This window comes from Streptomyces sp. NPDC002580, from assembly GCF_042889485.1.
GTDB lineage: Bacteria > Actinomycetota > Actinomycetes > Streptomycetales > Streptomycetaceae > Streptomyces.
Genome location: NZ_JBIAQZ010000001.1, coordinates 213,593 through 236,807, shown reverse-complemented (window position 1 = coordinate 236,807; position 23,215 = coordinate 213,593). Strand labels below are relative to the sequence as shown.

Genomic DNA, 23,215 nt, shown 5'->3' with positions numbered 1-23,215 from the left:
GGGGCGCATGACGGGGACGTGCGACGGCGGGATCCGCCGACGCCAGGGCGTGTTGGCCCCGGAGCGTGCCGACCCTGGGCGTGCTGACGCCGCGTCAGCGGAAGACGGAGGGCGGCGGCGCCGGTGACGCCACCGCCACCGCGTCGGTGACCGGTGCCGCGCCGCCCGTGAAGTCCATGAGTTCCCTGCCGTGCTGGACCCGGGCGGGATGCGGGTCGGAGGCGGCGCGGCGGGTCAGTTCGGCGACCGGCAGCGGCCGGCCGGAGGCGACGAGGACGGCGTTGCCGAAGCGTCTGCCGCGCAGCACCGTCGGGTCGGCGACCAGGGCGAGTTCGGGGAACACCGAGGCGGCGGTGGCGATCTGGCCGCGGAGGTGGGTGAGCGGCGGCCCGTCGGCGAGGTTCGCGGCGTAGACCCCGGAGTCCTTCACCACCCGGCGGACCTCCCCGAGGAACTCGACGGACGTCAGGTGTGCCGGGGTGCGCGCGCCGCTGAACACGTCCGCGATGACCAGGTCGGCCCAGCCGTCGGGCACCTTGGCGAGACCCTCCCGGGCGTCCGTGGACCGCACCCTGATCCGGGCGTTCGGGTCCAGCGGCAGTTCCCGGCGGACCAACTGGACCAGGGCCGCGTCGCGTTCGACGACCTGCTGGGTGGACCGGGGGCGGGTGGCGGCCGTGTAGCGGGCCAGGCCGAAGGCGCCGCCGCCGAGGTGCACGACGTGCACGGGCTTGCCGGGCGGGGCGACGAGGTCGATGACGTGGCCGAGGCGGCGCTGGTACTCGAAGCTCAGGAAGGCGGGGTCGTCGAGGTCGACGTGGGACTGCGGGGCGCCGTCGATGAGCAGGGTCCAGGCGCGCGCCCGGTCGCGGTCGGGGATCAGCTCGGCGAGCCCTCCGTCGACGGCCTCGACGACCGCTTCCGCCGCCGTCTGCCCGCGCCCCGTGTCGCGGCCGTCGTCCGCCCGCTGATTCCTCGCCCTTGCCATCCCGCCATTATCGGGGCGCGGCGGCGGGTCGGCTCAGCGACGGCCGGCCGGGCAGGACCGACGGGCGCCGACGGGTTCGCGGGCGGCGTCCCGGGGGCCGGTCCAGGCGGCCGGCTCACCGCGCGCCGCCCGTCCCGGGCCGGCTCGCCGAGGTCGGCGTCGCGTCCGCGCCCGGGCCCCGGGGCCGAGAGGCGCCGGGCCCGCGGGCGTCGGCCGGAGCGGTCACCGGGCCCCGCCGGGTCCGCGTGCCCCGGCCTCCGGCCCGGTGCGCTCAGCGGCAGCCGTCCGCCGCCTCGATCAGCCGCGCCGCCTCGCCCAGCGCGGCCCGCAGCACCGCCGGGTCGGTGGCGAGCTCCGCCTCGCCGGGCGGCAGCAGCCAGTCAGAACCCTCGACCGGGGGTTCTGGGGCCGCCCGCAGGCCACGCCCGTCGGTCTGGACGCAGGTGCTGCCCGGCACGTCCCAGGCGTCGGCGGTGCCGGGCGGCACCAGGAAGCCGAGGGTGCCGCAGCCGTCGTCGTGCAGGACGGGCCCCACGACGTCGCCTGCGCCGCGGCGCAGGATGTCGACGGCCTCCAGCCCCTGGCGCGTGGGAACGGTCACCAGGTCGCACTCACTGACGGGCCCCGGCGGGACGCCCCGCTCCGGGGTCGGCCCGTGCCGCGCGGTCGACGGCGGCGTACGGAACTCGGTGCTCTGCCTGGTCTGCATCCCGGCCTCCAACGGAACCCCTCCTCATGACGAGTGGGTCGGGAGTTCGGGCGGCTCCCGGTCCACCGGGTTCAACGCGCCAGGACGTCAACGGCTACGGCGAAACTCCGCCACAAAGGATGGCAGTTCATGGCAGATCGTGGATGAGATATCCGGTTTGTAGCCAAACCCAGCGTGGTGGCGTTGTCACAGCAGGTACGTTCTTGCCCCGCCGGACGCAGGCACCTACTGGGCACAACCCGGTCAAGTCGCCCCCGCCTCCGGCGTGGTTCGACGGTTCGCAAGAGAGGGCCCGGCCATGGCGTCGTCAACGGTGACCTCGTCCCCGTCCCCCCGGCCACCACGGCCGAATCTCGCCTTCCGGCGGTTGCGCGGTCAGCGCTCCCCGGGCGAGTTCGCCGCGGCGGTGCGGCGGGCCGCGCGCGAGATCGGCGAGCGGGTGAGCTGCGACGCGCGCTACATCGGGCGCGTCGAGGCGGGCGAGATCCGCTGTCCCAACTACGCGTACGAACGGGTGTTCCTGCACATGTTCCCCGGCCGCACACTGACCGACCTCGGTTTCGCCCCCCGCTCATGGGTACGCGGGCGGGGGGCGCGTGGCACGGACGAGACACCCCCCGTGCATCCCACGGGCCCCGCGCACGCCCCTTATGAGACGGGCGGGGCACGCGAGACGTACGAGACGCCGGGCCCGCACCTCCCCCCGGTCCCGTACGCCGCGCACCACCCGAATGATCCGCTCGATCCGCTCGACCCGTACGCCCCGCACCGTTCGTGCGACCCGTACGACCCGTACGAGAAACGCGATCAGAACCACGAGGAGAGCGACGTGCAGCGTCGCGCATTCATGACGCGAGGCACCGCCACCGTGGCGGCGGCCTCACTGGGCCCCTTCGCCGGCGGCGGCGCCGCGGCCTCCGAACGGCGCGTCCACCGGGCCGGCACCTCGGAGGCGGGAGCCCTGGAGGAAGCCGTCCGCAAGATCCGGCTGCTCGACGACCGGCACGGAGCCGACGGCCTCTACCGCCGCGCCGCGGCCCCCCTGCGCACGGCGTTCGCGCTGCTCGACGCGGGCACCACCCGGCAGACCACCGCCGACCGGCTGTACTCCGGCGCGGGCGAACTGGCCATCTCCGTGGGCTGGCTGGCCCACGACTCCGGACGCTTCGACGACGCGCGTTCGCACTACGCCGAGGCCCTCGCGACCGCGCGGATGGCGGGCGACCCGGGCCTGGAGGCCCACGCCTTCTGCAACACGGCTTTCCTCGCCCGCGACGCGGGGCGCCCGCGCGAGGCGGTCCGCGCGGCCCAGGCCGCACAGCGCGCCGCGCGCCCCCTGGGCTCCCCCCGCCTGCTCTCGCTGCTCGCCCTGCGCGAGGCGGGCGGCTGGGCCGGGCTCGCCGACCGCAAGGGCTGCGAACAGGCGATGGCCCGCGCGCAGGCCCTCTACGAACGGGGCCCCTCGGAGACCGACCCCGAGTGGATGACCTTCTACGGAGAGGCCGAGCTGGAGGGCCTCGAGGCGCAGTGCTGGTCGACGCTGGGCGACTGGCCCCGGGCCGCCCGCCACGCGCGCCGCGCCGCCCACCTCCAGGACCCGCACTTCACCCGCAACATCGCCCTCTACACCGCCGAGCTCGCCGACGACCTGGCGCGCGGCGGCCACCCGGACGAGGCCGCCCTCGCCGGGCTGCGCGTCCTCGACCTGCTGAACGAGGTCCAGTCCTCCCGCATCCAGACGATGCTGGCCGCGACGGCCCGCGTACTGCTCCCGCACCGCAGGGCCTCGGGCGTCTCAGCGTTCCTCGACCGCCACGCGAGCCTGCCGCGCACCGCGTGAGAACCGCCCCGGCCGCCGGTCAGGCGCTCAGGTGCCCGCAGTCGTTCCACACCTCGATCGCCGGCTCCCCGTAGGCCCACCCGAGCACCGACAACGAGGTCGGGTTGAGGCGGACACGGGCCGCGAAGTCCAAGGGAAGGCCGAGCCAGCGGGCGCCTATGGACCGCAGGATGTGGCCGTGGGCGAAGACCAGCAGATCGCGGTCCGCGGAACGGGCCCATGAGACGACCTCGTCCGCGCGCGCGGTGACCTGCTCCAGCGTCTCCCCCTCGGGGACGCCGTCGCGCCAGATGAACCAGCCGGGGCGGATGTCCTGGATCTCGGCCGGGGTCATGCCCTCGTAGGCGCCGTAGTCCCACTCCATGAGCGCGTCCCAGGGGGTCGCGCGCTCTCCGAATCCGGCGAGGTCGCACGTCTCGCGCGCCCGCGCGAGCGGGCTGGTGCGCACCTCGGTACCGGGGAGCCCGTCGAAGGGCGGCCGGTGGAGCCGCTCGCCCAGCAGTTTGGCGCCGCGCCGCCCCTCTTCCAGGAGAGGGATGTCGGTCCTGCCGGTGTGCTTTCCGGACAGCGACCATTCCGTCTGTCCGTGCCGGGCCAGCAGGATGCGCGGTGCCATGAGAAGGGGCCTTTCCGGGACGGGCGGCACGGTGAGGTGCGGGTTCGCCCCATGACGACTGAGGAGTGCGTCACTCCATCATCGCGCACCGCCGTTCCGGGCAACCCGGTGGCCGATCGCCGCGTCTTTGAGGACCGGGGCGCCCCTTCGGGGCAATGCCGTACATCGTAAAATCCGATGTGGCCACGGACCGTCGTCAGCAGACTGCGGACTGTCGGGTCACCACGAGCAGATGGGAGGGCGATCGGATGCCGCAGACCGACGCACCGCGTACCGAGACGGCGCCGGACGTCCGGTCGCGCCGGTGGACGGAGCTGCGCGCGTCCGCGGCGACCCACGCCCGGCTCCGCTGGTGGACCGAGCTCCCGCTGATCCTGCTCGTGTACGCGTCGTACTCGGCGGGCCGGCTGCTCGCCCGGGGCGACACCGCCGGCGCCGTCGGGCACGGCCTCGACATCCTGCGCGTCGAGAAGTTCCTGCACCTGAACGCCGAGCACCCGCTGAACCGGCTGTTCACCCGGCACGCCTCGCTGGGCGTGCCCGCGGACTTCTGGTACGCGTCGCTGCACTACCTCGTGACGCCCGCGATCCTGGTCTGGCTCTTCCGCTCCCGGACCGTGCGCTACCGCGCGGCCCGTACCTGGCTGATGACCTCCACGTTCATAGGCCTCATAGGTTTCACCCTGCTGCCCACCTGTCCGCCCAGGCTGCTGTCGCCCGGCCACGGCTTCGTCGACACGATGGCCCAGTACAGCGACTACGGCTGGTGGGGCGGCGAGGCGAGCGCGCCGCGCGGTATGGGCGGGATGACGAACCAGTACGCGGCGATGCCGAGCCTGCACGTGGGCTGGGCCCTGTGGTGCGGAGTGATGCTGTGGCGCCACGGCCGCACGCCCGCCGCGAAGGTGGCCGGCGTCGTCTATCCGCTGGTCACCACGATCGTCGTGATGGGCACGGCCAACCACTACTTCCTGGACGCCGCCGCGGGTGCCGCGGTCATGGGCGCCGGACTGCTGCTGACCCCCTTCGTGATGCGGGCGGCGAACCGCCTGCGGACCTTCCTCGCGGTCCGCGTCCCGTGGGGCAAGGGCGCCTCGGGGGACGAGGGTTCCGCGATTGTCAGTGCGGGATGCCAGACTTCCCCGGGTGAACGAATTCCCCGACAGCGCGAGTCCCGAACCGGACCGGGAGCCGAGCCTGGTGCCTCTCCCACGGACGCGGGGGACGGCGCTGCGGCAGCAGCTCGCTGAGCTGCGCGGTCCGGACGTGGCACCGAAGGCGCTCGACGCGCGCGCCCTCGCGGCGCTCGCCGCCAACCCCGGGTGCGACCGACGCGCCCTGCTGGACGGCGCGGGGGTCGACAAGGCGAAGCTGGCGAGCGCGCTCGGCTCGCCGTCCGCCTTCGGGATGTCGCAGTTCGCCTTCATGCGGGGCAACGCGTTCGAGGCGCGGGTCAAGGCCGACGGCGGTGCCGAACTGCTGCGGCTGGTGCACGAGAAGCTGGACCCCCGCGCCGAACCGCCCGGCTCCGGCGCGGTCCCCGACCTGAGCGCGATCGGTCCCGAGGGACGCGCGGCGCGTACGGCGCTCGCGCTGCGTGACGCCACCGGGGCCAAGGCCTGGACCCTGCTCGACCACCCCATGCTCGCCCTCGACGTCGCGGGCTCCGCCGCCTTCCTCGAACCGGACGCCGTGGTCGTGCACCCCGACGGGACCTGGACGGTCGTCGAGATCAAGTCGTTCCCGATGCTGGACGGTTCGGCCGACCCCGCCAAGGTGGGCGCCGCCGCCCGGCAGTCCGCCGTGTACGTCCTGGCCCTGGAGGAGGTCGCGGCCCGCCTCGATCCCGCCCCCGAGGTCCGCCACCGCGTCCTGCTCGTCTGCCCCAAGGACTTCTCCAACCTCCCGACCGCCTCGGCCGTCGACGTCCGCAAGCAGCGCGCGGTCACCCGCCGCCAGCTCGACCGGCTCACCCGCGTCGAGGACATCGCGGCCGCCCTCCCCGAAGGCAGTTGCTTCTCCCCCGGCCTGCCCGCCGAGGAACTGGTCACGGCCGTCGAGGCGGTGCCCGCGACCTACGCCCCCGAGTGCCTGTCCGCCTGCGAACTGGCCTTCCACTGCCGGGCCCGCTCGCGCGCCGAGGGCGCGGTCACCTCCCTGGGCCGCTCGCTGCGCGCCGAGTTGGGCGGTCTGACCACCGTCACGGACGTCCTGGCGGCGGCGCACGGGAAGGCGGGCGATCCCGAGGACCCGGCCGTCGCGGCACTCAGGAGAGCGGCGCTGCTGCGGGCGGAGGCCCTGCGCGGCACGGCCTCCGCGAACCCCCGTGTCCGGAGGCCGAGGGGGCCGGAGAGTTCCGCTGCCGGCTCCTCGGTCCCCGCGGCCGCCGTCCCGGGCGTGCGGGAGGCGACCGTATGTCGCTGATCTCCGCCCTCGCCCGGCTGGAGGCCGTCGAGAGCGGCCGGGCGCAGCCCGCCGCCACGGTGCTCCACCGCCATCTCGTCGAGCGGCCGCTGGTGTTCGTGCCGCTCACCACCGCCGGTGAGGCGGGAGCCCCGCTCGGCGCGCTCATCGGCACGGCCCGGGACGCGCCCCGGCTGCTGGCCGTCCCGCAGCCTCGCGACCGCGACCTGCGCTTCGCCTTCCTCGCCGAGCTGGCCGATGTCGTCCTGCCGTACATCGACGCGTACGCGGACGTCGTCGAGAGCGCGGAGCGGGCCGAGACCGACCCGGAGACCGGCAAGCGCGTCAAGGTCGAGGTCGAGCTGTGCGCGGACGCGCCGCAGTTGATCGTGCCGGGCCGCGCGGGCATCGAGTTCGTCCGCCTCCTCGGGCGCTCCACCCGCTTTCGCCGCACCGCCGAGCAGGATCCCGAGACACCGCATCCGGCGCCGCCCCGCGTGCCGTTGGCCGGGCGCTGGCTGACCCACTTCGGGGAGCGCGCCCGGGTGCCCGGCTCCGCCCTGCTCCTCGCCCTCACCGACGTGCTGGGCCGGCACTGGGCCACCGGGCAGAGCAGCCTGGAGGACCAGCACCTCGGGGCGCTGCTCGCCTGGATCGATCCGCCGGCCGGCGAGCCGGGCGCCGAGGCGGCGGTGCGGGCCGAGCTGCAGCGGGACGCGGGCGGCCAACTGGTCTGCCCGCCCGCCGGACCGGCCACCGACCCGGCCTTCGACAACGATCTGCTGGCCCCGGCCATCGAACGCTACGACCGTGCGCGCACCGCGCTGGCCGCCGCCGAGGACGGCATCGAGGCGGACGACCGGCTCGGTGAACTGACCGCCGCCGAGCGGGAGATCCGCGATCTCGTCGAGCGCGTCGCGCGGCCCACCTGGGACGCGGTCTGGAGCGGGCTCGACCTGCTGCGGGAGCTGCCGGAAGGCGCGCACGCCGCGGACCGGTGGACCCGCGACCGCTGGTCGTTCACCGGACACCGCGACCGGGTCACGGCCGGCGAGCCGCCGCAGCCGCGCCGCGACGACGCGGTCACCGCCGCGAACAAGCTCGCGACCCGGGAGCGCGAACAGGCCCGGCTGGAAGCGCAGGAGGCCCTGGACGACCCGCTGGTCATGGCCGGCCGGCGGCTCTCGGGAGAGGCGTTCGCGGGCGAGGTCACCGATGTCGTGATGGCGTACAGCGAGGGCCGACGGCCGAGTCCCCGCCCGCTGGTGACCGTCCGCACGGACGACCGGCCGTACCTCGGGGAGCGGGCCAAGGTGTACCGCTCGCTCGGCGGGAAGCCGCAGGCCGCCGAGTTCGTCGGGTACGACGACGCGAGCGGCTCGGTCGTGCTGCGGATCACCGACAAGATGGGGCGCGGCAAGGAGCCCGAGGCCGGGTCCGTGCCGGAGGAGGGGGATCTCGTCTGCTTCACCCTCTTCGAGCACGAACAGCGGGGCGGCGCCAAGCTGCCGGACCCGGAGGAGACGCCGTGGACGCACGGAGGGCCGCCGGGTGAGCCCGACGCCGTTCCGCTGCCGGACCCGGTGACCGAGGAGGACGTCCTTTGACCACCGCCTTCGACCCGGGTGCCGAGGCGGGCCGGGCCACCGACGCGATCCTGCGGGACACGCTGCACGGCGCCCACCGCGGCGTGGTGGTCGACTCCCCGCCGGGCGCCGGCAAGTCGACCCTCGTCGTCCGCGCCGCACTCGAACTGGCCGCCGCGGGAAGGCCGTTGATGGTCATCGCGCAGACCAACGCCCAGGTCGACGATCTGGTCCTGCGGCTCGCGGAGAAGGCCCCGGAGCTTCCCGTCGGGCGGCTGCACAGCAGCGACTCCGACCCGTACGACAAGGCGCTCGACGGCTTCGACCAGGTGCGCAAGTCGACGAAGGCGACCGATCTGGCGGGCCTCGACATCGTCGTCTCCACCGCCGCCAAGTGGGCCCACGTCAAAGGCGTCGAGCCCTGGCGGCACGCGATCGTCGACGAGGCGTACCAGATGCGCTCGGACGCGCTGCTCGCCGTCGCCGGGCTCTTCGAACGGGCGCTGTTCGTGGGCGACCCGGGGCAGTTGGACCCGTTCGCGATCGTCGGTTCGGAGCAGTGGGCGGGCCTGTCCTACGACCCGTCCGCGTCCGCGGTGAGCACGCTGCTCGCCCACAACCCGCAGCTGCCGCAGCACCGGCTCCCGGTGTCCTGGCGGCTGCCCGCGTCGGCGGCGCCCCTGGTCTCGCACGCCTTCTATCCGTACACGCCGTTCCGCAGCGGCACCGGCCTGGGCGACCGGCGGCTGGACTTCGGGGTCCCGTCGGACGGTTCGGGGACCGACCGGGTCATCGACGAGGCCGCCGAGTCCGGCTGGGGTCTGCTGGAGCTGCCGGCCCGGCACACCCCGCGTACGGACCCGGAGGCGGTACACGCGGTGGCCGGGGTCGTCCGACGGCTGCTCGACCGGGACGGCGCAGCCACGTCGGAGCGGGCGGACGATCCGGTGCCCCTGACGGCGGACCGGATCGCGGTCGGCACCGCGCACCGGGACCAGGCCGCGGCCGTACGGGCGGCGCTGACCGGTCTGGGGGTCACGGACGTCACCGTCGACACGGCGAACCGGCTCCAGGGACGGGAGTTCGACGTCACGGTCGTCCTGCACCCGCTGTCGGGGCGGCCCGACGCCACGGCGTTCCACCTGGAGACCGGACGGCTGTGCGTGCTCGCCTCCCGGCACCGGCACGCGTGCGTGGTGGTCTGCCGCGCCGGGGTCACCGAACTGCTGGACGACCATCCGTCGACCGAGCCGGTACAGCTCGGCGTCACCGTGAAATTCCCCGACGGCTGGGAGGCCAACCACTCGGTGTTGTCCCATCTGGCGGAGCATCGGGTGGCGTGGCGGCCCTGAACCCCGCTCCCGGCGCACCAGGTCGGCGCGCGGCCGCCCCGGGGGCGCACGCGGACCTTCGGGCCCACTTGCGCCGCCGGGGGACAATGGAGGGTGGCCCTTCGACCAGAGGGGTCCCTGACCCGTACGAGGAGGAGAAGACATGGCGGAGCCCACGCCGCGTCGGAACGAACCGCGGCTACGCCCCGCGCCCCTGCTCTTCGAGCCCGCGGAAGCCGCCGGGGATCCGGAGCACTTCTTCGATCTGGAGTCGATCGACGATCCGCGCGCGCTGCTGGAGCGGGCCACGGAGCTGACGCACGCCTTCCGGGCCGCCGCGGACCGGGCGGTCGAGTTCCAGGCCATCGCCGCCGCGCAGCTCGCGGATGCGCGCCGCTTCGACCGGCTGACCGCCGCCGCCATCGCCGAGCGGGCCGAATGGACCGAGGACTACGCGAAGAAGATGGTCGAGTTCGGCCAGGACCTGCTGCGGGGCGCGGAGGGCAACGGCCACGGCCACGGGGTGACCGACCCGCTCTGACCCACGCCGGGACCGGGCGGGAGGCCGGCGCGGGGGCGGGCAGCCCGGGAGGCGCGGGAGGCGGTTTCACGAGCGGGTCGGCAGCAGGTCCGGGCCCCCGTCCGCTGGCATATGCCAGCCGAGCAACGTACTCCACCGACCCCGAGCCTGTCCCGATTTTCGGCAACCCTCCGAAACAGGGTGCTCACGACCGGTAGATGTACTCGGCATGAGCAGCACACGGAACCCGGCAGGCAGCGCCCCCCACGGCCTCGGCGCGCCGTTGCCCGGGGGGCTGGACGTCTCGGGAGTCACCTCCGAGGGAGCCGCCTGGCTCGCCTCGGCGGGACCGTACCCGCGCAGCACGCTCGCCCTCTGGGGCGAGCGCCCGAAGGCCCCGGTCGTCCTGCCCTGCGGCAGCACCTTCGACATCGTCAGCGCGCCGGCGCTCTTCGGCCGGCGGATGCTCGACCGGCTCTGGGACGAGGGACCGGGCTCGGGCCCGGTGGCGGTGTACCGCGGCCGGACGCTGCTGTTCGCCGCGCCCGGCACCGCCCAGCGGCTCCCGTCGCTCATGGAGTGGGAGGAATGGGGCTCCGGCGCCGCCACGGGCCGCGCGGCCACGGAGCGGGAGCCCGCGGGGCACGTGGGGCGGTGCCGGAAGGTACCACCGCTGCTCTGCCACGGTACGGGGGACGCGGTCACCGTGCCCGCGCTGCGGGCCGACGACGACTCGCCGGACGCCGCCCGGACCGATTCCCGCTGGCTGGTCGCCCCCGACACACGGCAGCCCTGGCTCCCGGGCCCCGAGATCCTGCTCTGGGCCGCCGTACGAGCGGCCCGTGCGGCGGCGTCCGCTGCGGTGCGGATATCGATTTTTCCTCCCGCCGATCAGGATGCTAAGGTCTACGACGTCAGCAGGCGCCGCTAGCTCAGTTGGTTAGAGCAGCTGACTCTTAATCAGCGGGTCCGGGGTTCGAGTCCCTGGCGGCGCACGCCAAACGAGAGCGGGATGATTCGCGGAAACGCGAACATCCCGCTCTCGTGGTTTCCGCGTCCCCACGCTTCCGTGTTCCCGCGCTTCCGCGGACATCCGGACACTCCCCGCACCCACGCGTACGCCCGGCATCCCCCTCGCACGCCCCGGGTACGGGCGACAGCGACCTCGCGGACCCCGTCGCCCGCACCCAGGGCCCCACCCGGTCCGTTCCGCGGCCCGCCGCCCCCGGCCGCCGACCGCCCGTCGCGCCGACCGCCCGTCACGGCGTCCGGCGCCGCAAGGGCTCAGCCCGTCGTGATCCGCACCGTCCAGGCCCCCGAGGCCGTCCGGTCCTCCACGTCCACGCGGACCTTCGCGCCCGGCACCGAGAAGCTCTCGCCGAGGCCCACCGGCGCGTCCGCGAGCGGCGGGTACACCGAGTCCTCCCAGCAGGACTCGGCGTGGGGGTGCGCGTCGAGGACCTGGATGGGACCGCCGCCCGACTCGGTCCCGCTGCGGACCCGGTAGACGAGGACGCCCTGCGTGCAGGTCGAGCGGTCGTTGCCCACGGCGCCCCGGCCCTCGACGGCGATCGCGCTGTCCGGGCCCGTCCGGATCACCACCAGTTTGGTGCCCCCGCCGACGCCGAAGGTCCCCGAGCCGGGGGCGGCCGCCACACCGAGCCCGTACGAGGAGGCACCCGAGGCGCCCGAGGCACGCGCCGCCGTCGGCGGTCCGTACGGGGCGGCGTCGGACCCGCGGGAGAACTCCACAGGCCGCCGCCACGAGGCCACCGGCCCGCTCCGCCCTGCCGGACTCCCGGCCGCCAGCACCCCTGCGCCGGCCGTCCCGGTACGCGCGCCCGTCGTGGAACCGACGGGTCCGGCTCCCAACGGCTCCAGCGTCAGCCGGGTGACCCCGGAACCCTGCACACAGGCCACCTGGTGCGGTTCCAGCCAGCCCAGCCGCCACTTGTGCCAGCCGAAGAGGTCCGGAGAGAGCCCGAACTGACTGCCCATGAGGTCCCAGTCGCCCACATAGGTGTCCCAGTCGCCCTCTCCGTCGGCGGGCCGGTGGTAGAGGTCGGGCAGATCGAAGACGTGCCCGGTCTCGTGCGCGAGGACGAGACGGTCCGGGGGGTGCTTCTCGAAGACGGTGACGACGCGGCGGATGTCCTTGCCGTCCGCATGCAGGGGCGCGTCCAGGTTGACGACCTTCGTGGCGTCCGAGTCGACACCCGGCGCGTCCGGGTCGGCGACGAAGTAGACGACGTCGTAGCGCGAGAAGTCCACCTCCGGGTCGGCCACCGCGAGGGCGTCCCGGAGATAGGCGGCACGGTCGGCGGCGCCCCAGTCGCGCTGTATGGCGTACGACGTGGAGGGGCGCGGCATCTGGATCCAGGCCCGACGGGGGTGCGGGCGGACCGTGAACCTGCCGTACGACGCGCGCTCGAAGAACCTGCTGGTGGCCGGGAAGTAGTCGCCGGTCAGCTCGGCGGGTGTGGTGCGCGGGGTGGAGTCCGGGAAGGACAGGAAGACCATCAGCGCGTCGAGGGGGCGGGTGGGGCGCGCGTAGGCGGAGTTCCAGGTGTCGATGCCCTCCGAGTGGTGTGCCTCGGTCCGCGTCAGGGCGCAGGGGGACGAGAGGGATTCGGCGAGAGCGTGACCCGGCACCAGGGAGGTCGCGGCGAGCGCGGTCATCGAGGTGAACACGGCGGCGGTGCTGCGCCAGCGGGGCACTCCGTCACGGGCGAGGCCGCGCAGGGCCTCACGCGCGAGAGCCCTCAGGGGCAGCGGACGCGGCACGTCGACCTCCGGATGCGGATTTCGGGACACCGCACCCAGCCTTATTCAATTTGTATTACTTCGCCCTGTTTGTCTGCACCGGACGAGTGAAGGGGCGCGTGCGCCGACACCCCCGGACCTGCACGGAACGTCACATGCGGTCGGCGAGCGAAGGAACCCATCCAGATACAGGCAGAAACGATCTGTCAGAACGGGTGGTTGTTCCGGGACACTGGACAGTGGCTGCACCGTCCCGAAGCCAGCCTCTATGATCGGCACACTTTCCTGCACGGACACGGCTTGCGCGGCCGCCCTTCACCGGCCGACCGCCCCGAGAGACCCATACGAAGAACGAGTGCACTGCGGGAGCGAGCGGTGAGCGGAACGTCCGAAGGGCCGGCGCCCGCGGGAGACCTCGTCCGACCGGCCGTCACAGAACGTCACATCGAAGCACCTCCTCGTACGTCTGCCGACGCTTCCCCGTGCCCGCCCGCCCCTTCCGCATCGCTGGTGGCGCCGGGACCGCTTTCTCCGGCCCCCGCTCCCCCGGCGGTCCCCGACGGAACGTCACCCCGTACCTTCCACGCGGCCTTCGCCACCGCCCCCCTCGCCATGGCCGTCGTGGACCGCGACGGTCTCGTCGTCGCCGCCAACGAGTCACTGGGCACCCTGCTCGGCGTCGACGCGCGGACGTTCGTCGGGCGGATCGCGGCCGACCTGGTGGACCTCGCCTCCGCCGCGCGCACCTGGCACGAGTACCGCGAGGTGCTGGGCGGCCGGCAGGCCCGGCTGCGCTGCACGCGCCGTCTCAAGCACCCCGACGGTCATGCGATCTGGGCACAGGTCACGGTCGCGCCGCTGCCTCCGCAGGAGCGGGCCGTGCTGATCTCGGTCACCGACATCGGCGGCCGGCGTGAACTCCAGGCGCGGCTGCGCCACCTGCAGATGCACGACCCGGTGACCCGGCTGCCCAACCGCACGCTGTTCTTCGAGCGCCTGACGGCGGCGCTGGAGGCGGAGGCGTACGACGAGATCGGCACCGGCCGGATCGGGCTCTGCTACCTGGACCTGGACGGGTTCAAGGCCGTCAACGACACGCTCGGCCACCGCGTCGGGGACCGGCTGCTCGCCGCCGTCGCGGAACGTCTGACGCGCTGCGCGGAGGAGGCCGGCCGGACGAGAGCCGCGGCCCCGCTGGTGGCGCGGCTGGGAGGGGACGAGTTCGCGCTGCTCGTCGAGGACTCCACGGGCACCGACCAGTTGGCGGACCTGGCCGAGTCCGTGCTGAAGTCGCTCCAGGCACCCTTCGACCTGTCGGGGCAGCGGCTGTCGCTGTCGGCGTCCATCGGGGTCGTCGAGCGGCGCGCCACCGGCACGACCGCGACCGGTCTGATGCAGGCCGCGGACACGACGCTGTACTGGGCGAAGGCGGACGGCAAGGGCCGCTGGACGCTCTTCGACCCGGAGCGCAACGCGCACCGCATGACCCGCCAGGCCCTGTCGTCGACCCTTCGCGCGGCCGTCGAGCGGGATGAATTCGCCCTGGAGTACCAGCCGTTGGTCGGCATGGAGGACGGCGGGGTGCACGGGGTCGAGGCGCTCGTCCGCTGGAACCACCCGCGGTTCGGCATGCTCACACCGAACCGGTTCATCGGGCTGGCGGAGGAGGACGGTTCGATCGTCCAGCTCGGCCGCTGGGTGCTGGCCACCGCCTGCCGCCAGGCCCGCCGCTGGCAGCTGGACCACCCGGACGCCCCGCCGATCTTCGTCAGCGTCAACGTCGCCGTGCGCCAGGTCTGGGACTCCGACCTGGTGGCGGACGTGGCGGAGATCCTGGCGGAGACCGGACTGGCCCCGCATCTGCTCCAGTTGGAGCTGACGGAGTCGGCGGTCATGGGATCGGCGGGCCGGCCGCTCCAGGCCCTTCAGGCGCTCAGCGACATGGGCGTCCGCATCGCGATCGACGACTTCGGCACCGGCTACTCGAACCTCGCCTACCTCAGCAGGCTCCCGGTGTCGGTACTGAAGCTGGACGGCTCCTTCGTCCGCGGCTTCCAGTACGAGAACGCCGACGGCAGCTCCGCCCACCCCAACCCCGCCGACGAGGTCATCGTCGAGGCGCTCATCCAGCTGGCCCACCGGCTGGGCCTGACCGTCACCGCCGAGTGCGTGGAGACCGCGTCGCAGGCGTCCCGGCTGCGCGGGATCGGCTGCGACACCGGCCAGGGCTGGCTGTACTCGCGGCCGGTGACCCCGGACCGCATCTCCGCACTCCTGACGTCCATCGCCTGCCCCCGGGCCTGAGCGCTCCGGTCGTTCCCAGCCGGCCCCGCACCTCCGGCGCGGGCGCCCCGGCCCGCGGACCTGGCGTCCGGCCCTCCGGACCCGGGCACTCCGGCCGGCCGGACGCGACCACCCCGGGGCTCAGGCCTGAGCGCCCTGCTCCTTCGGCAACCCGTAGGCGTCCGCGATGAGTTCGTACGAGCGCAGGCGTACGTCCCCGCCGTGCGCGTTGCCGGTGAGCATCAACTCGTCGGCGCCGGTACGTTTCTGGAGGTCGTCGAGACCGGCGCGGACCTCGTCGGCGGTGCCGTGGATGACGTTCGCGTTCCAGGATCCGACGAACTCCCGCTCCATCGCGCTGAATTCATACGCCTCCGCCTCCTCCGGGGTCGGCACGAGACCCGGGCGGCCGGTGCGCAGCCGGACCATGCTCAGCGCGGCGGCCAGGACCTGACGACGGGCCGTCGACTCGTCGTCCGCCGCCAGGGCGGACACACCGATGAGGGCGTACGGGGCGTCGAGGACCGCGCTCGGCCGGAAGCTGTCCCGGTACAGGTCGAGCGCCGGGACGGTGTTCTGCGCCGAGAAGTGGTGGGCGAAGGCGAACGGGAGGCCGAGGCTTCCGGCGAGGCGGGCGCTGAAGCCGGACGAGCCGAGCAGCCAGATCGGGGGCCGGTGCGGGGACTGGACACCGCCCGGCGAGGTCGACTGGACGGGCCCGGGAACGGCGTGGATACGGGCGTAGGGGTGTCCGTCGGGGAAGTCGTCGTCCAGGAAACGGGTCAGTTCCGCGAGCTGTTCGGGGAAGTCGTCCGCGCCTTCGTTCAGGCGCTGGGTGCGGCGCAGTGCCGCGGCCGTCGCGCCGTCCGTCCCGGGAGCGCGGCCGAGGCCCAGGTCGATCCGCCCGGGGGCCATCGCCTCGAGGGTGCCGAACTGCTCCGCGATGACGAGGGGGGCGTGGTTGGGGAGCATCACTCCGCCGGAGCCCAGCCGGACGCGGTCCGTGTGGGCGGCCAGGTGGGCGAGGATCACCGCGGGCGAGGAGCTGGCCACACCGGGCATCGAGTGGTGTTCGGCCACCCAGTAGCGGTGGAATCCGCGGGATTCGGCGAGGCGGGCGATCCGGACGCTGGTGCGGAGGGCGTCCGTCGCGGTGCGGCCCGCGCCGACGGTGACCAGGTCCAGCACGGAGAGGGGGACGGGGGCGGTGCCCCGTGCGGTGCCTCGGATCTCTCCCGGCCCGCTCGGTCCGGTCGCCTCGGTCGTCCCGCCGGTCTCGCCCGTCTTGCCCGTCTCGTCCACCGGGGTGCCTCCTGTTGCGTACGCGATGGTGTCCTCCGCGTACGCAACAGGAGGGTGGCTCCGGTTATTCCTCCCCAGGGGTGCGCCGCCCGGAGCGGGACCCCCCGGGAGAGAGACGTCCTGCTTTCTTCGCCCCCTCCGCCCCCGCCCGTCCCGTACCCGGGGCTCCGCTCCGGACCCCGCTCCTCGAACGCCGGAGGGGCTGAGATGGGAGCGGCCGGAATCGCCGGGCGGGCCGAAGTTCTCCCGGTGGGCTGGTCGGTCAGGCCTGGATGACCGGTTCTCGGGTGAACAGGGTGCCGAGTCCGGGGGCGTTCACCCGGCGGCCGGTCAGGCGCAGGGCTTCCCAGACCGAGACCTGGTTCGCCGTGAGGACCGGCTTGGCCAGTTCCTTCTCCAGGGCCGGCAGGTGCGAGACGGTGTGCAGGGCCGCGTCGGGGAGGAGGATCGCGTCGGCGTCCGGGCGGTCCGCCTCGCGGGCCAGCGCGAGAACCCGGCCGTAGTCCCAGCCGGCGGCCTCCGCGTCGGTGACGGCACCGGAGCCGTGCACCGCCGCCACCTCCGTACCGGCCTCCGTCAGGAACGCGGCGAAGAGTCCGGTCACGTCGTCGGGGAAGGTCGTCCCGATCGCCACCCGGTGCGCCCCGATCTCCCCCAGCGCCCGGACGAAGGCGAAGGACGTCGAGGAGGCGGGCAGGCCCGCGGCCCTGGCGAGAGCGCGCACCTGCTCGTGGGCGCCCTGCGGACCGCGCACGAAACTGCCGCTCGCGCAGGCCCAGACCACGGCCTCCGCGCCGGACAGGCGCAGTTCGTCGACGCCCGCCGCGAGGCGCTCCGCCGAGCCCATGGCGAGGAGCGCGTCCACGCTCCGGACGTCCTCCCCGCTCTCCTTGGTCTCCGTGTGGACGACGGTCAGGCGGACGTCGCTGCCGAGCAGCTGCTCCATGCGGGGGTAGTCGTCCTCGGCCGAGTGGCCCGGGTAGAGGAATCCGAGTGCGGTCATGCCCAACCTTCCTGTTCTGCGGGCGGTACGGGTCCCCGGCGGACGGCCGGATCGACCGGCGGCCGACGGGGGCCCACCACTCGGGTACCCCGTTGTCGCGGCTCCCCTCGGCATCGTCACCTCGTTGGCCGAGATCACCGGTGTCCGCGGAGGGGGAAGGGGAGCGGGAGGGGGCGTCGTCCGGGTCCGCCGCCAGGGGTCTCGGTCGAACGGGTGAGCGTGCCGTCCCCGCGCCGGGGACGCGCAGTGCCCGGGCGGGAGGCGGCCTCGGCGGGCAACGCCCTCACGATGCGAAACGGACGGGCAACGGACCGTATGCGGGCCCGTGTTGGCGAAGGTAGGTTCGGGCACGGACGTGGTCGGTCCGCGGGTCCCGGACCCACGGGCCGCGCCCCGTCCAGCCGTACGTCTTTTCGGCCATCTGGCCTCAGGATCCACTGGAAGAGCGGACTCGCATTGCGAAACGGTTTCCCCGGATGAACGCCCGCCCGTCCCCCGGTCCGGCCCGCCCGACGGGCCCGGTCACCCTGCTCGTCCTGGACGCCGACCCGCTTCCCCGCCTCGGCCGGCTCACCGGCCGCGTCCGGATCGAGCACGCCGACGCGTCCACGCTGGCGGAGCGGCTGCCGTACGCGGACGCGCTGCTCGTGTGGGACTTCGCCTCGCACGCCGTACGCCGGGCCTGGCCGGGCGAGGGGCCCCGGCCCCGCTGGGTGCACGTCGCCGCGGCGGGCGTGGACCATGTGATGTGCCCCGAGCTCACCGCCTCCGACACGGTGGTCACCAACGCGCGCGGAATCTTCGACCGGCCGATGGCCGAGTACGTCGCGGCCCTGGTGCTCGCCATGGCGAAGGACCTGCCGCGGACCTGGGACCTGCAACGGAACCACACATGGCGGCACCGGGAGTCGCAGCGCGTGGCCGGGACCCGCGCCTGTGTGGTGGGGTCCGGGCCGATCGGGCGGGCGATCGTCCGCACCCTCAAGGCCCTCGACGTCACCACCGCCCTGGTGGGGCGCACCCCGCGCACCGGCATCCACGGCCCCGGGGAGCTGGACCGGCTGATGGCGCGCGCCGACTGGGTGGTGTCCGCGGCGCCGCTCACCGCGGAGACACGCGGCATGTTCGACGCGCGGCGCTTCGGGATGATGCAGCCCTCGGCCCGCTTCATCAACGTCGGACGCGGGCAGCTCGTCGTGGAGGAGGCGCTCACCGAGGCGCTGTCCAAGCGATGGATCGCGGGCGCGGCCCTCGACGTCGTCCAGGGGGAACCGCTCGGCCCCGACAGCCCGTTGTGGGAGGTCCCGGGGCTGATCCTGTCCCCGCACATGAGCGGGGACACGGTCGGCTGGCGGGACGAGCTCGGCAAGCAGTTCGTGGAGCTGTACGAACGCTGGGCGGCGGGCAGACCGCTGCCGAACGTGGTCGACAAGAAGCGCGGGTACGTGCCCGGACACTGACCGGACCCGCAGGTCGTACGCGCCCGGCCGTCCGGGGACCGGGCGCGCGCCGGGCCGTTCGGGGCCGGAACCGATCCGCATACTTCGTATGCTCCCGGGTAGCCGCGCGGCCATGGCTCCACCACTTGGCAAAGCACAGGGAAACGCACGGGGAAACGACAGACAGGGGTCCGGGACGACCCGCCGGTCGCTGCTCGCGGGGGTCGCGGCGCTCGGCGCGCTCGGCGCCGCCGGCTGCAGTCGCGTGGCCACGGCGTCCACGGCGGACGGCGGTGACCTCCTCTCCCGGCTGAGGGCGCAGGGCGTCGTCCGGCTCGGCATCGCGGGCGAGATCCCCTTCGGCTACATCGACCGGGACGGCGAACTGACCGGCGAGGCACCGGAGCTCGCGAAGGCCGTCTTCGCCCGGCTCGGGGTCCATCGCGTCCAGCCGGTGCCCACCGAGTTCGGATCGCTCATACCCGGGCTCGACTCACAGCAGTTCGACGTCGTGTCCGCCGGGATGTACATCAACCCCGAACGCTGTGAGCAGGTCATCTTCTCCGACCCCGACTACCGGATGCTCGACGCGTTCGTCGTGCGCAAGGGCAATCCGAAGGGGCTGCGCGACTACCGGGACGTCGTGGCGAAGAAGGCCAGGTTCGCGACGGGGACCGGCTACGCGGAGATCCAGTACGCGGTCGAGGCCGGGTACGAGGAGAGCGACATCCTGATCGTGCCCGACCAGGTCGCCGGGCTGAACGCGGTCGAGGCGGGGCGCGCCGACGTCTTCGCGGGGACCGCGCTGACCGTCCGCGAGGTGGTCAGGGGGTCCCGCTCGGCGGAGAGCACCAAGGCCTTCGCGCCCCTGGTCAAGGGCAAGCCGCACGTCGACGGCGGCGGCTTCGCGTTCCGTTCGCCCGAGACGCGGCTGCGGGACGCCTTCAACGCCGAGCTGCGGAAGATGCGGGAGAGCGGCGAACTCTTCCGGATCCTGCGGCCGTTCGGCTTCACCGAGGCCGAGATGACCGACATGACCGCGAAGGAGCTGTGCCGCGGATGACCTCGGGACTCTGGGAACTCGTACTCGAAGGGATCTGGGTCACCGTCCAACTGCTTTTCTTCAGCGCCCTGTTGGCCGGAGCCCTGTCCTTCGCGTCGGGAATCGCGCGTACCTCGCGGTGGTGGATCGTCCGCTTCCTCGCGGGCTTCTACACCGAGGTGTTCCGCGGCACCTCCGCGCTGATCATGATCTTCTGGGTGTACTTCGTGCTGCCCCTCGCCTTCGGCTGGCAGCTCGTCCCGCTGTGGGCGGGCACGCTGGCGCTGGGGCTGACGTACGGGGCGTACGGCTCGGAGATCGTGCGCGGCGCCCTGAACGCGGTCGATCCGGCGCAGCGCGAGGGCGGGGTCGCGCTCGGCTTCACGCCCTGGCAGCGGATGCGGCTGATCCTGCTGCCGCAGGCGGTGCCGGAGATGATGCCGTCCTTCTGCAACCTGCTGGTCGAACTGCTCAAGGGCACGGCGCTGGTCTCCGTGATGGGCATGGGCGATCTGACGTTCAGCGCCAACCTGGTGCGGCTCGCGCTCCAGGAGAGCGCGGAGGTCTACACGTACGTCCTGGTCGTCTACTTCGTGATCGCCTTCGCGCTCACCCGGCTGATGCGCGCGCTGGAGAAGCGGCTGCGGGCCGGGATCGGCAAGGAGCCGGAGCACGACGCGTCGGCGCGCCGGCGCAAGCGGGCACGGACGACGGGCGTGGGCGTCGGTGCCGCCGCGGACGGAGGCCGCTCATGAACGCGGTGCTGTCGGTGGAGCCCGTCCGAACGACGACCGGAGGTGCCTCATGACCTGGGACTGGAACGCCGTCGGCGACTTCATGCCGCACTTCTGGGACGGCCTGCTGGTGACCCTCCAGGCGCTGGCCCTCGGGTCGGTGATCTCGTTCGCCCTCGGTCTGGTGTGGGCGCTGCTCATGCGGACGCCGACGCGGTGGGTGCGCTGGCCGGTCGGGGTGGTCACCGAGTTCGTGCGCAACACCCCGCTGCTGGTGCAGCTGTTCTTCCTCTTCTACGTGCTGCCCGAGTGGAACGTCACGTTCTCCGCGCTGACCACCGGTGTGGTCGCGATCGGGCTGCACTACTCGACGTACACGATGCAGGTCTACCGGGCCGGTATCGAGGGCGTGCCCGCCGGCCAGTGGGAGGCGGCCACGGCGCTGAGCCTGCCCGTGCGGCGCACCTGGACGGCGGTGATCCTGCCGCAGGCGGTCCGCCGCGTGGTGCCGGCGCTCGGCAACTACGTCATCGCGATGCTCAAGGACACGCCCCTGCTGATGACGGTCACCGTGCTGGAGATGCTCGGCGAGGCGCGGTTGTACTCGCAGCAGCACTTCCAGTTCACGGAGCCGCTCACGGTCATCGGTGTGGCCTTCGTCCTCATTTCCTACCCGGCTTCCCTGCTGCTGCGAGCCCTGGAGCGACGCCTTGTCCACTGACACGAACGCCACGAACACCGCACCTGCCGGGAAGGCCGGGACCGATCCCCTGAAGGACCCCGCCAATCCCCCGGTGGACGGCAGCGAGCTGATCCGCTTCGACCGGGTCACCAAGCGCTTCGGGGACAACACCGTCCTGGACGGGCTCGACTTCCGCGTCGACTCCGGGAAGCACGTCACGCTGATCGGCCCGTCCGGTTCCGGCAAGACGACGATCCTGCGGCTGCTGATGACCCTGACCCAGCCGGACGAGGGGACGATCACGGTCGCCGGGGACCGGCTCTTCCCCGCCGAGGAGAAGCGGATACGCGAGGTCCGCAAGAAGATCGGGATGGTCTTCCAGCAGTTCAACCTGTTCCCGAACATGAGTGTGCTGCGGAACGTCACCGAGGCGCCCGTCACGGTCCTCGGCCTGTCCCGGGACGAGGCCGAGGCGCGGGCCCGTGAACTGCTCGACCTGGTCGGCCTCGCGGACAAGTGCGACGCGCGGCCGGGCCGGCTGTCCGGGGGCCAGCAGCAGCGCGTGGCCATCGCCCGCGCGCTGGCCATGCGGCCGCAGGTGCTGCTGCTGGACGAGGTGACGTCCGCGCTCGACCCGGAACTGGTCGCGGGAGTGCTCGACGTCCTGCGGGACATCGCCCACACCACGGACATCACGATGCTCTGTGTGACCCACGAGATGAATTTCGCCCGGGACATCTCGGACCAGGTTCTGATGTTCGATTCTGGCCACGTCATCGAGTCCGGGCCCCCGGAGAAGATCTTCAGCGATCCGGAGCACGAGCGGACCCGGGACTTCCTCGGCGCGGTCCTCTGAAGTCCGGTAGTGAACGAGGGGCGGAGGGGGAGCACCCACGGGAAGCTCCGAGGTCCAACCCCTGGGGCATGCCCGACGTTTCATGCCTTTGGCATATGCCAGAGTGGTGCGCTCCTGCTGAGCGGCACGGAGCGCACCACCAATCTCGTCAACAGGCGCTCACAGATGGGTGCTTGACGGTTATCGTGGAGTGAGGCCAGCTGTCCGGGCCGACGTCTTTTTTGAGCCGGGCCATGAAGCGCAGGGGGAAACCGTGGCGCTGAAGAACGAGCCGACCGCGCCGTACCACTCGGCCCAGGACGCCCTGCGCGTCCTGGAGACGGTGTCGCGGCACACCACCGGCGTCACCGAGGCCGAACTCGCCCGCGAGGCGGGCCTCGGCACCGACCGGCTGACCGCACTGCTGCGCATGCTGCGCAGGGAGGGCTACGTCGAGCAGGTCACGGACGGCGCGTACGTCACCGGCGCCGCCCTCGGCCGCCTCGGTTCCGCTCAGGGGCACGACCAGGCGCTGCGCGACAAGCTCCAACAGACGATCGACCGGCTCCGCGACTCGGTCGGCGCCGCGATCTATCTCAGCCGCTACATCGACGGCGAGGTGCACGTCACCCAGTGCGCGGAGAGCCCGGCGACCCCCGCGGTCAACGAATGGGTCGACTTCCGTTCCTCCGCGCACGCCAGCGCGGTCGGCAAGAGCCTGCTCGGCCAGCTCGACCACAACGGCCGCCGCGACCACCTCGCCCGGCACAAGATGGCCCGCCTCACCTCGCGGACCATCACCAGCGAGCGGCTCCTGCTGTCCCGTCTCGACTCCCAGCCGGCCACCGTGCCCGTGCTCGACCTCCAGGAGTACGCGATCGGCACAGTCTGCGCGGCCGTCCCGATCACCGCGGGCTCCTCCGTCGGCTGCCTCGCCCTCTCCCTCCCCGTCGAGCACGCCCACCGGCTGCGCCACGCCGCGGACACGCTGAACCGCGGGGCGGCTCCGGTGCTCCTCTCCCTCGCGATCTGACCGGAGCCCCGCCGGGCGGATTCCGGGCCCGCACCGGGCCGGCGGCCCGATCCGCCCGCGGGGAGGCCGAGGCGAACGGGACACGGGGCCCGCGGGTCGGCCCGGT

General features: G+C 73.4%; 20 protein-coding genes and 1 tRNA gene. 15 read left to right on the top strand and 6 right to left on the bottom strand.

Features of this window, described 5'->3' with window-relative positions:
- Positions 1-94: 94 nt before the first annotated feature.
- Together ACFYW7_RS01035 and ACFYW7_RS01030 are read right to left on the bottom strand one after the other, a co-directional pair.
- Complete coding sequence (locus ACFYW7_RS01035; RefSeq protein ID WP_389496887.1) at positions 95-988, bottom strand: spermidine synthase; 894 nt, start codon at positions 986-988, stop codon at positions 95-97.
- A 271-nt stretch (positions 989-1,259) separates the two neighbouring features.
- Positions 1,260-1,697, bottom strand: a complete 438-nt coding sequence (locus ACFYW7_RS01030; RefSeq protein ID WP_389496886.1) for a hypothetical protein — start codon at positions 1,695-1,697, stop codon at positions 1,260-1,262.
- 298 nt (positions 1,698-1,995) lie between these two features.
- On the opposite strand from ACFYW7_RS01030, the gene ACFYW7_RS01025 reads away from it, so the two are divergent.
- Positions 1,996-3,537, top strand: coding sequence for a hypothetical protein (locus ACFYW7_RS01025; protein WP_389496885.1), 1,542 nt, complete (start codon positions 1,996-1,998; stop codon positions 3,535-3,537).
- A 19-nt stretch (positions 3,538-3,556) separates the two neighbouring features.
- Here ACFYW7_RS01025 and ACFYW7_RS01020 read toward each other — a convergent pair whose 3' ends face one another.
- Positions 3,557-4,153: a histidine phosphatase family protein gene (locus ACFYW7_RS01020; protein WP_389496884.1), complete on the bottom strand. Its 597-nt coding sequence runs from the start codon at positions 4,151-4,153 to the stop codon at positions 3,557-3,559.
- A 248-nt stretch (positions 4,154-4,401) separates the two neighbouring features.
- Here ACFYW7_RS01020 and ACFYW7_RS01015 point away from each other — a divergent pair, with 248 nt between their 5' ends.
- From ACFYW7_RS01015 to ACFYW7_RS00985, 7 genes are all read left to right on the top strand, one after another.
- Positions 4,402-5,403, top strand: coding sequence for a phosphatase PAP2 family protein (locus ACFYW7_RS01015; protein WP_389496883.1), 1,002 nt, complete (start codon positions 4,402-4,404; stop codon positions 5,401-5,403).
- A complete protein-coding gene (locus ACFYW7_RS01010; RefSeq protein ID WP_389496882.1) occupies positions 5,354-6,577 on the top strand; it encodes a hypothetical protein in 1,224 nt (407 codons plus the stop codon). Before ACFYW7_RS01015 ends, ACFYW7_RS01010 begins: the two co-directional genes overlap by 50 nt.
- Positions 6,568-8,163, top strand: a complete 1,596-nt coding sequence (locus tag ACFYW7_RS01005; protein ID WP_389496881.1) for a hypothetical protein — start codon at positions 6,568-6,570, stop codon at positions 8,161-8,163. Before ACFYW7_RS01010 ends, ACFYW7_RS01005 begins: the two co-directional genes overlap by 10 nt.
- The gene (locus ACFYW7_RS01000; protein WP_389496880.1) at positions 8,160-9,494 is read left to right on the top strand and encodes an AAA family ATPase; all 1,335 of its coding nucleotides are present in this window, start codon (positions 8,160-8,162) and stop codon (positions 9,492-9,494) included. The genes ACFYW7_RS01005 and ACFYW7_RS01000 overlap by 4 nt, the downstream gene beginning before the upstream one ends.
- Before the next feature lie 142 nt (positions 9,495-9,636).
- On the top strand, positions 9,637-10,014 hold the full coding sequence (locus ACFYW7_RS00995) for a hypothetical protein (RefSeq protein ID WP_389496879.1): 378 nt from the start codon (positions 9,637-9,639) through the stop codon (positions 10,012-10,014).
- 208 nt (positions 10,015-10,222) lie between these two features.
- Positions 10,223-10,924, top strand: coding sequence for a hypothetical protein (locus ACFYW7_RS00990; protein ID WP_389496878.1), 702 nt, complete (start codon positions 10,223-10,225; stop codon positions 10,922-10,924).
- Positions 10,915-10,988, top strand: a tRNA-Lys gene (locus ACFYW7_RS00985). Before ACFYW7_RS00990 ends, ACFYW7_RS00985 begins: the two co-directional genes overlap by 10 nt.
- Positions 10,989-11,277: 289 nt before the next feature.
- Here the strand turns inward: ACFYW7_RS00985 and ACFYW7_RS00980 are convergent.
- Positions 11,278-12,807, bottom strand: coding sequence for a M6 family metalloprotease domain-containing protein (locus ACFYW7_RS00980; protein WP_389496877.1), 1,530 nt, complete (start codon positions 12,805-12,807; stop codon positions 11,278-11,280).
- Between the two features lie 324 nt (positions 12,808-13,131).
- Here ACFYW7_RS00980 and ACFYW7_RS00975 point away from each other — a divergent pair, with 324 nt between their 5' ends.
- The gene (locus ACFYW7_RS00975) at positions 13,132-15,060 is read left to right on the top strand and encodes a putative bifunctional diguanylate cyclase/phosphodiesterase (RefSeq protein ID WP_389496876.1); all 1,929 of its coding nucleotides are present in this window, start codon (positions 13,132-13,134) and stop codon (positions 15,058-15,060) included.
- Between the two features lie 120 nt (positions 15,061-15,180).
- Here ACFYW7_RS00975 and ACFYW7_RS00970 read toward each other — a convergent pair whose 3' ends face one another.
- Positions 15,181-16,269, bottom strand: coding sequence for an LLM class flavin-dependent oxidoreductase (locus ACFYW7_RS00970; RefSeq protein ID WP_389498494.1), 1,089 nt, complete (start codon positions 16,267-16,269; stop codon positions 15,181-15,183).
- Between the two features lie 334 nt (positions 16,270-16,603).
- On the bottom strand, positions 16,604-17,344 hold the full coding sequence (locus ACFYW7_RS00965; protein ID WP_389496875.1) for a decarboxylase: 741 nt from the start codon (positions 17,342-17,344) through the stop codon (positions 16,604-16,606).
- A gap of 476 nt (positions 17,345-17,820) precedes the next feature.
- Between ACFYW7_RS00965 and ACFYW7_RS00960 the strand changes: the two genes are divergently transcribed.
- The 6 genes from ACFYW7_RS00960 (at position 17,821) to ACFYW7_RS00935 (ending at position 23,109) form a co-directional block, all read left to right on the top strand.
- Positions 17,821-18,804 (top strand): D-2-hydroxyacid dehydrogenase, encoded by a 984-nt coding sequence (locus ACFYW7_RS00960; RefSeq protein WP_389496874.1) that lies wholly within the window; start codon positions 17,821-17,823, stop codon positions 18,802-18,804.
- A gap of 112 nt (positions 18,805-18,916) precedes the next feature.
- Positions 18,917-19,846, top strand: coding sequence for an ectoine/hydroxyectoine ABC transporter substrate-binding protein EhuB (gene ehuB / locus ACFYW7_RS00955; protein WP_389496873.1), 930 nt, complete (start codon positions 18,917-18,919; stop codon positions 19,844-19,846).
- Positions 19,843-20,580, top strand: coding sequence for an ectoine/hydroxyectoine ABC transporter permease subunit EhuC (ehuC, locus tag ACFYW7_RS00950; RefSeq protein ID WP_389496872.1), 738 nt, complete (start codon positions 19,843-19,845; stop codon positions 20,578-20,580). The genes ehuB and ehuC overlap by 4 nt, the downstream gene beginning before the upstream one ends.
- A 49-nt stretch (positions 20,581-20,629) precedes the next feature.
- On the top strand, positions 20,630-21,280 hold the full coding sequence (gene ehuD / locus ACFYW7_RS00945; RefSeq protein WP_389496871.1) for an ectoine/hydroxyectoine ABC transporter permease subunit EhuD: 651 nt from the start codon (positions 20,630-20,632) through the stop codon (positions 21,278-21,280).
- 49 nt (positions 21,281-21,329) lie between these two features.
- The gene (ehuA, locus tag ACFYW7_RS00940) at positions 21,330-22,097 is read left to right on the top strand and encodes an ectoine/hydroxyectoine ABC transporter ATP-binding protein EhuA (RefSeq protein ID WP_389498493.1); all 768 of its coding nucleotides are present in this window, start codon (positions 21,330-21,332) and stop codon (positions 22,095-22,097) included.
- Positions 22,098-22,350: 253 nt separating this feature from the next.
- Positions 22,351-23,109: an IclR family transcriptional regulator gene (locus ACFYW7_RS00935; RefSeq protein ID WP_389496870.1), complete on the top strand. Its 759-nt coding sequence runs from the start codon at positions 22,351-22,353 to the stop codon at positions 23,107-23,109.
- The last annotated feature ends 106 nt before the right edge of the window (positions 23,110-23,215 follow it).

Excerpts from the sequence above, each read along its gene's own strand:
- ACFYW7_RS01035 (WP_389496887.1), bottom strand. The coding sequence starts at position 988 with ATGGCAAGGGCGAGGAATCAGCGGGCGGACGACGGCCGCGACACGGGG.
- ACFYW7_RS01030 (WP_389496886.1), bottom strand. The coding sequence starts at position 1,697 with ATGCAGACCAGGCAGAGCACCGAGTTCCGTACGCCGCCGTCGACCGCG.
- ACFYW7_RS01025 (WP_389496885.1), top strand. The coding sequence starts at position 1,996 with ATGGCGTCGTCAACGGTGACCTCGTCCCCGTCCCCCCGGCCACCACGG.
- ACFYW7_RS01020 (WP_389496884.1), bottom strand. The coding sequence starts at position 4,153 with ATGGCACCGCGCATCCTGCTGGCCCGGCACGGACAGACGGAATGGTCG.
- ACFYW7_RS01015 (WP_389496883.1), top strand. The coding sequence starts at position 4,402 with ATGCCGCAGACCGACGCACCGCGTACCGAGACGGCGCCGGACGTCCGG.
- ACFYW7_RS01005 (WP_389496881.1), top strand. The coding sequence starts at position 6,568 with ATGTCGCTGATCTCCGCCCTCGCCCGGCTGGAGGCCGTCGAGAGCGGC.
- ACFYW7_RS00995 (WP_389496879.1), top strand. The coding sequence starts at position 9,637 with ATGGCGGAGCCCACGCCGCGTCGGAACGAACCGCGGCTACGCCCCGCG.
- ACFYW7_RS00990 (WP_389496878.1), top strand. The coding sequence starts at position 10,223 with ATGAGCAGCACACGGAACCCGGCAGGCAGCGCCCCCCACGGCCTCGGC.
- ACFYW7_RS00965 (WP_389496875.1), bottom strand. The coding sequence starts at position 17,344 with ATGACCGCACTCGGATTCCTCTACCCGGGCCACTCGGCCGAGGACGAC.
- ACFYW7_RS00960 (WP_389496874.1), top strand. The coding sequence starts at position 17,821 with ATGAACGCCCGCCCGTCCCCCGGTCCGGCCCGCCCGACGGGCCCGGTC.
- ehuB (WP_389496873.1), top strand. The coding sequence starts at position 18,917 with ATGGCTCCACCACTTGGCAAAGCACAGGGAAACGCACGGGGAAACGAC.
- ehuC (WP_389496872.1), top strand. The coding sequence starts at position 19,843 with ATGACCTCGGGACTCTGGGAACTCGTACTCGAAGGGATCTGGGTCACC.
- ehuD (WP_389496871.1), top strand. The coding sequence starts at position 20,630 with ATGACCTGGGACTGGAACGCCGTCGGCGACTTCATGCCGCACTTCTGG.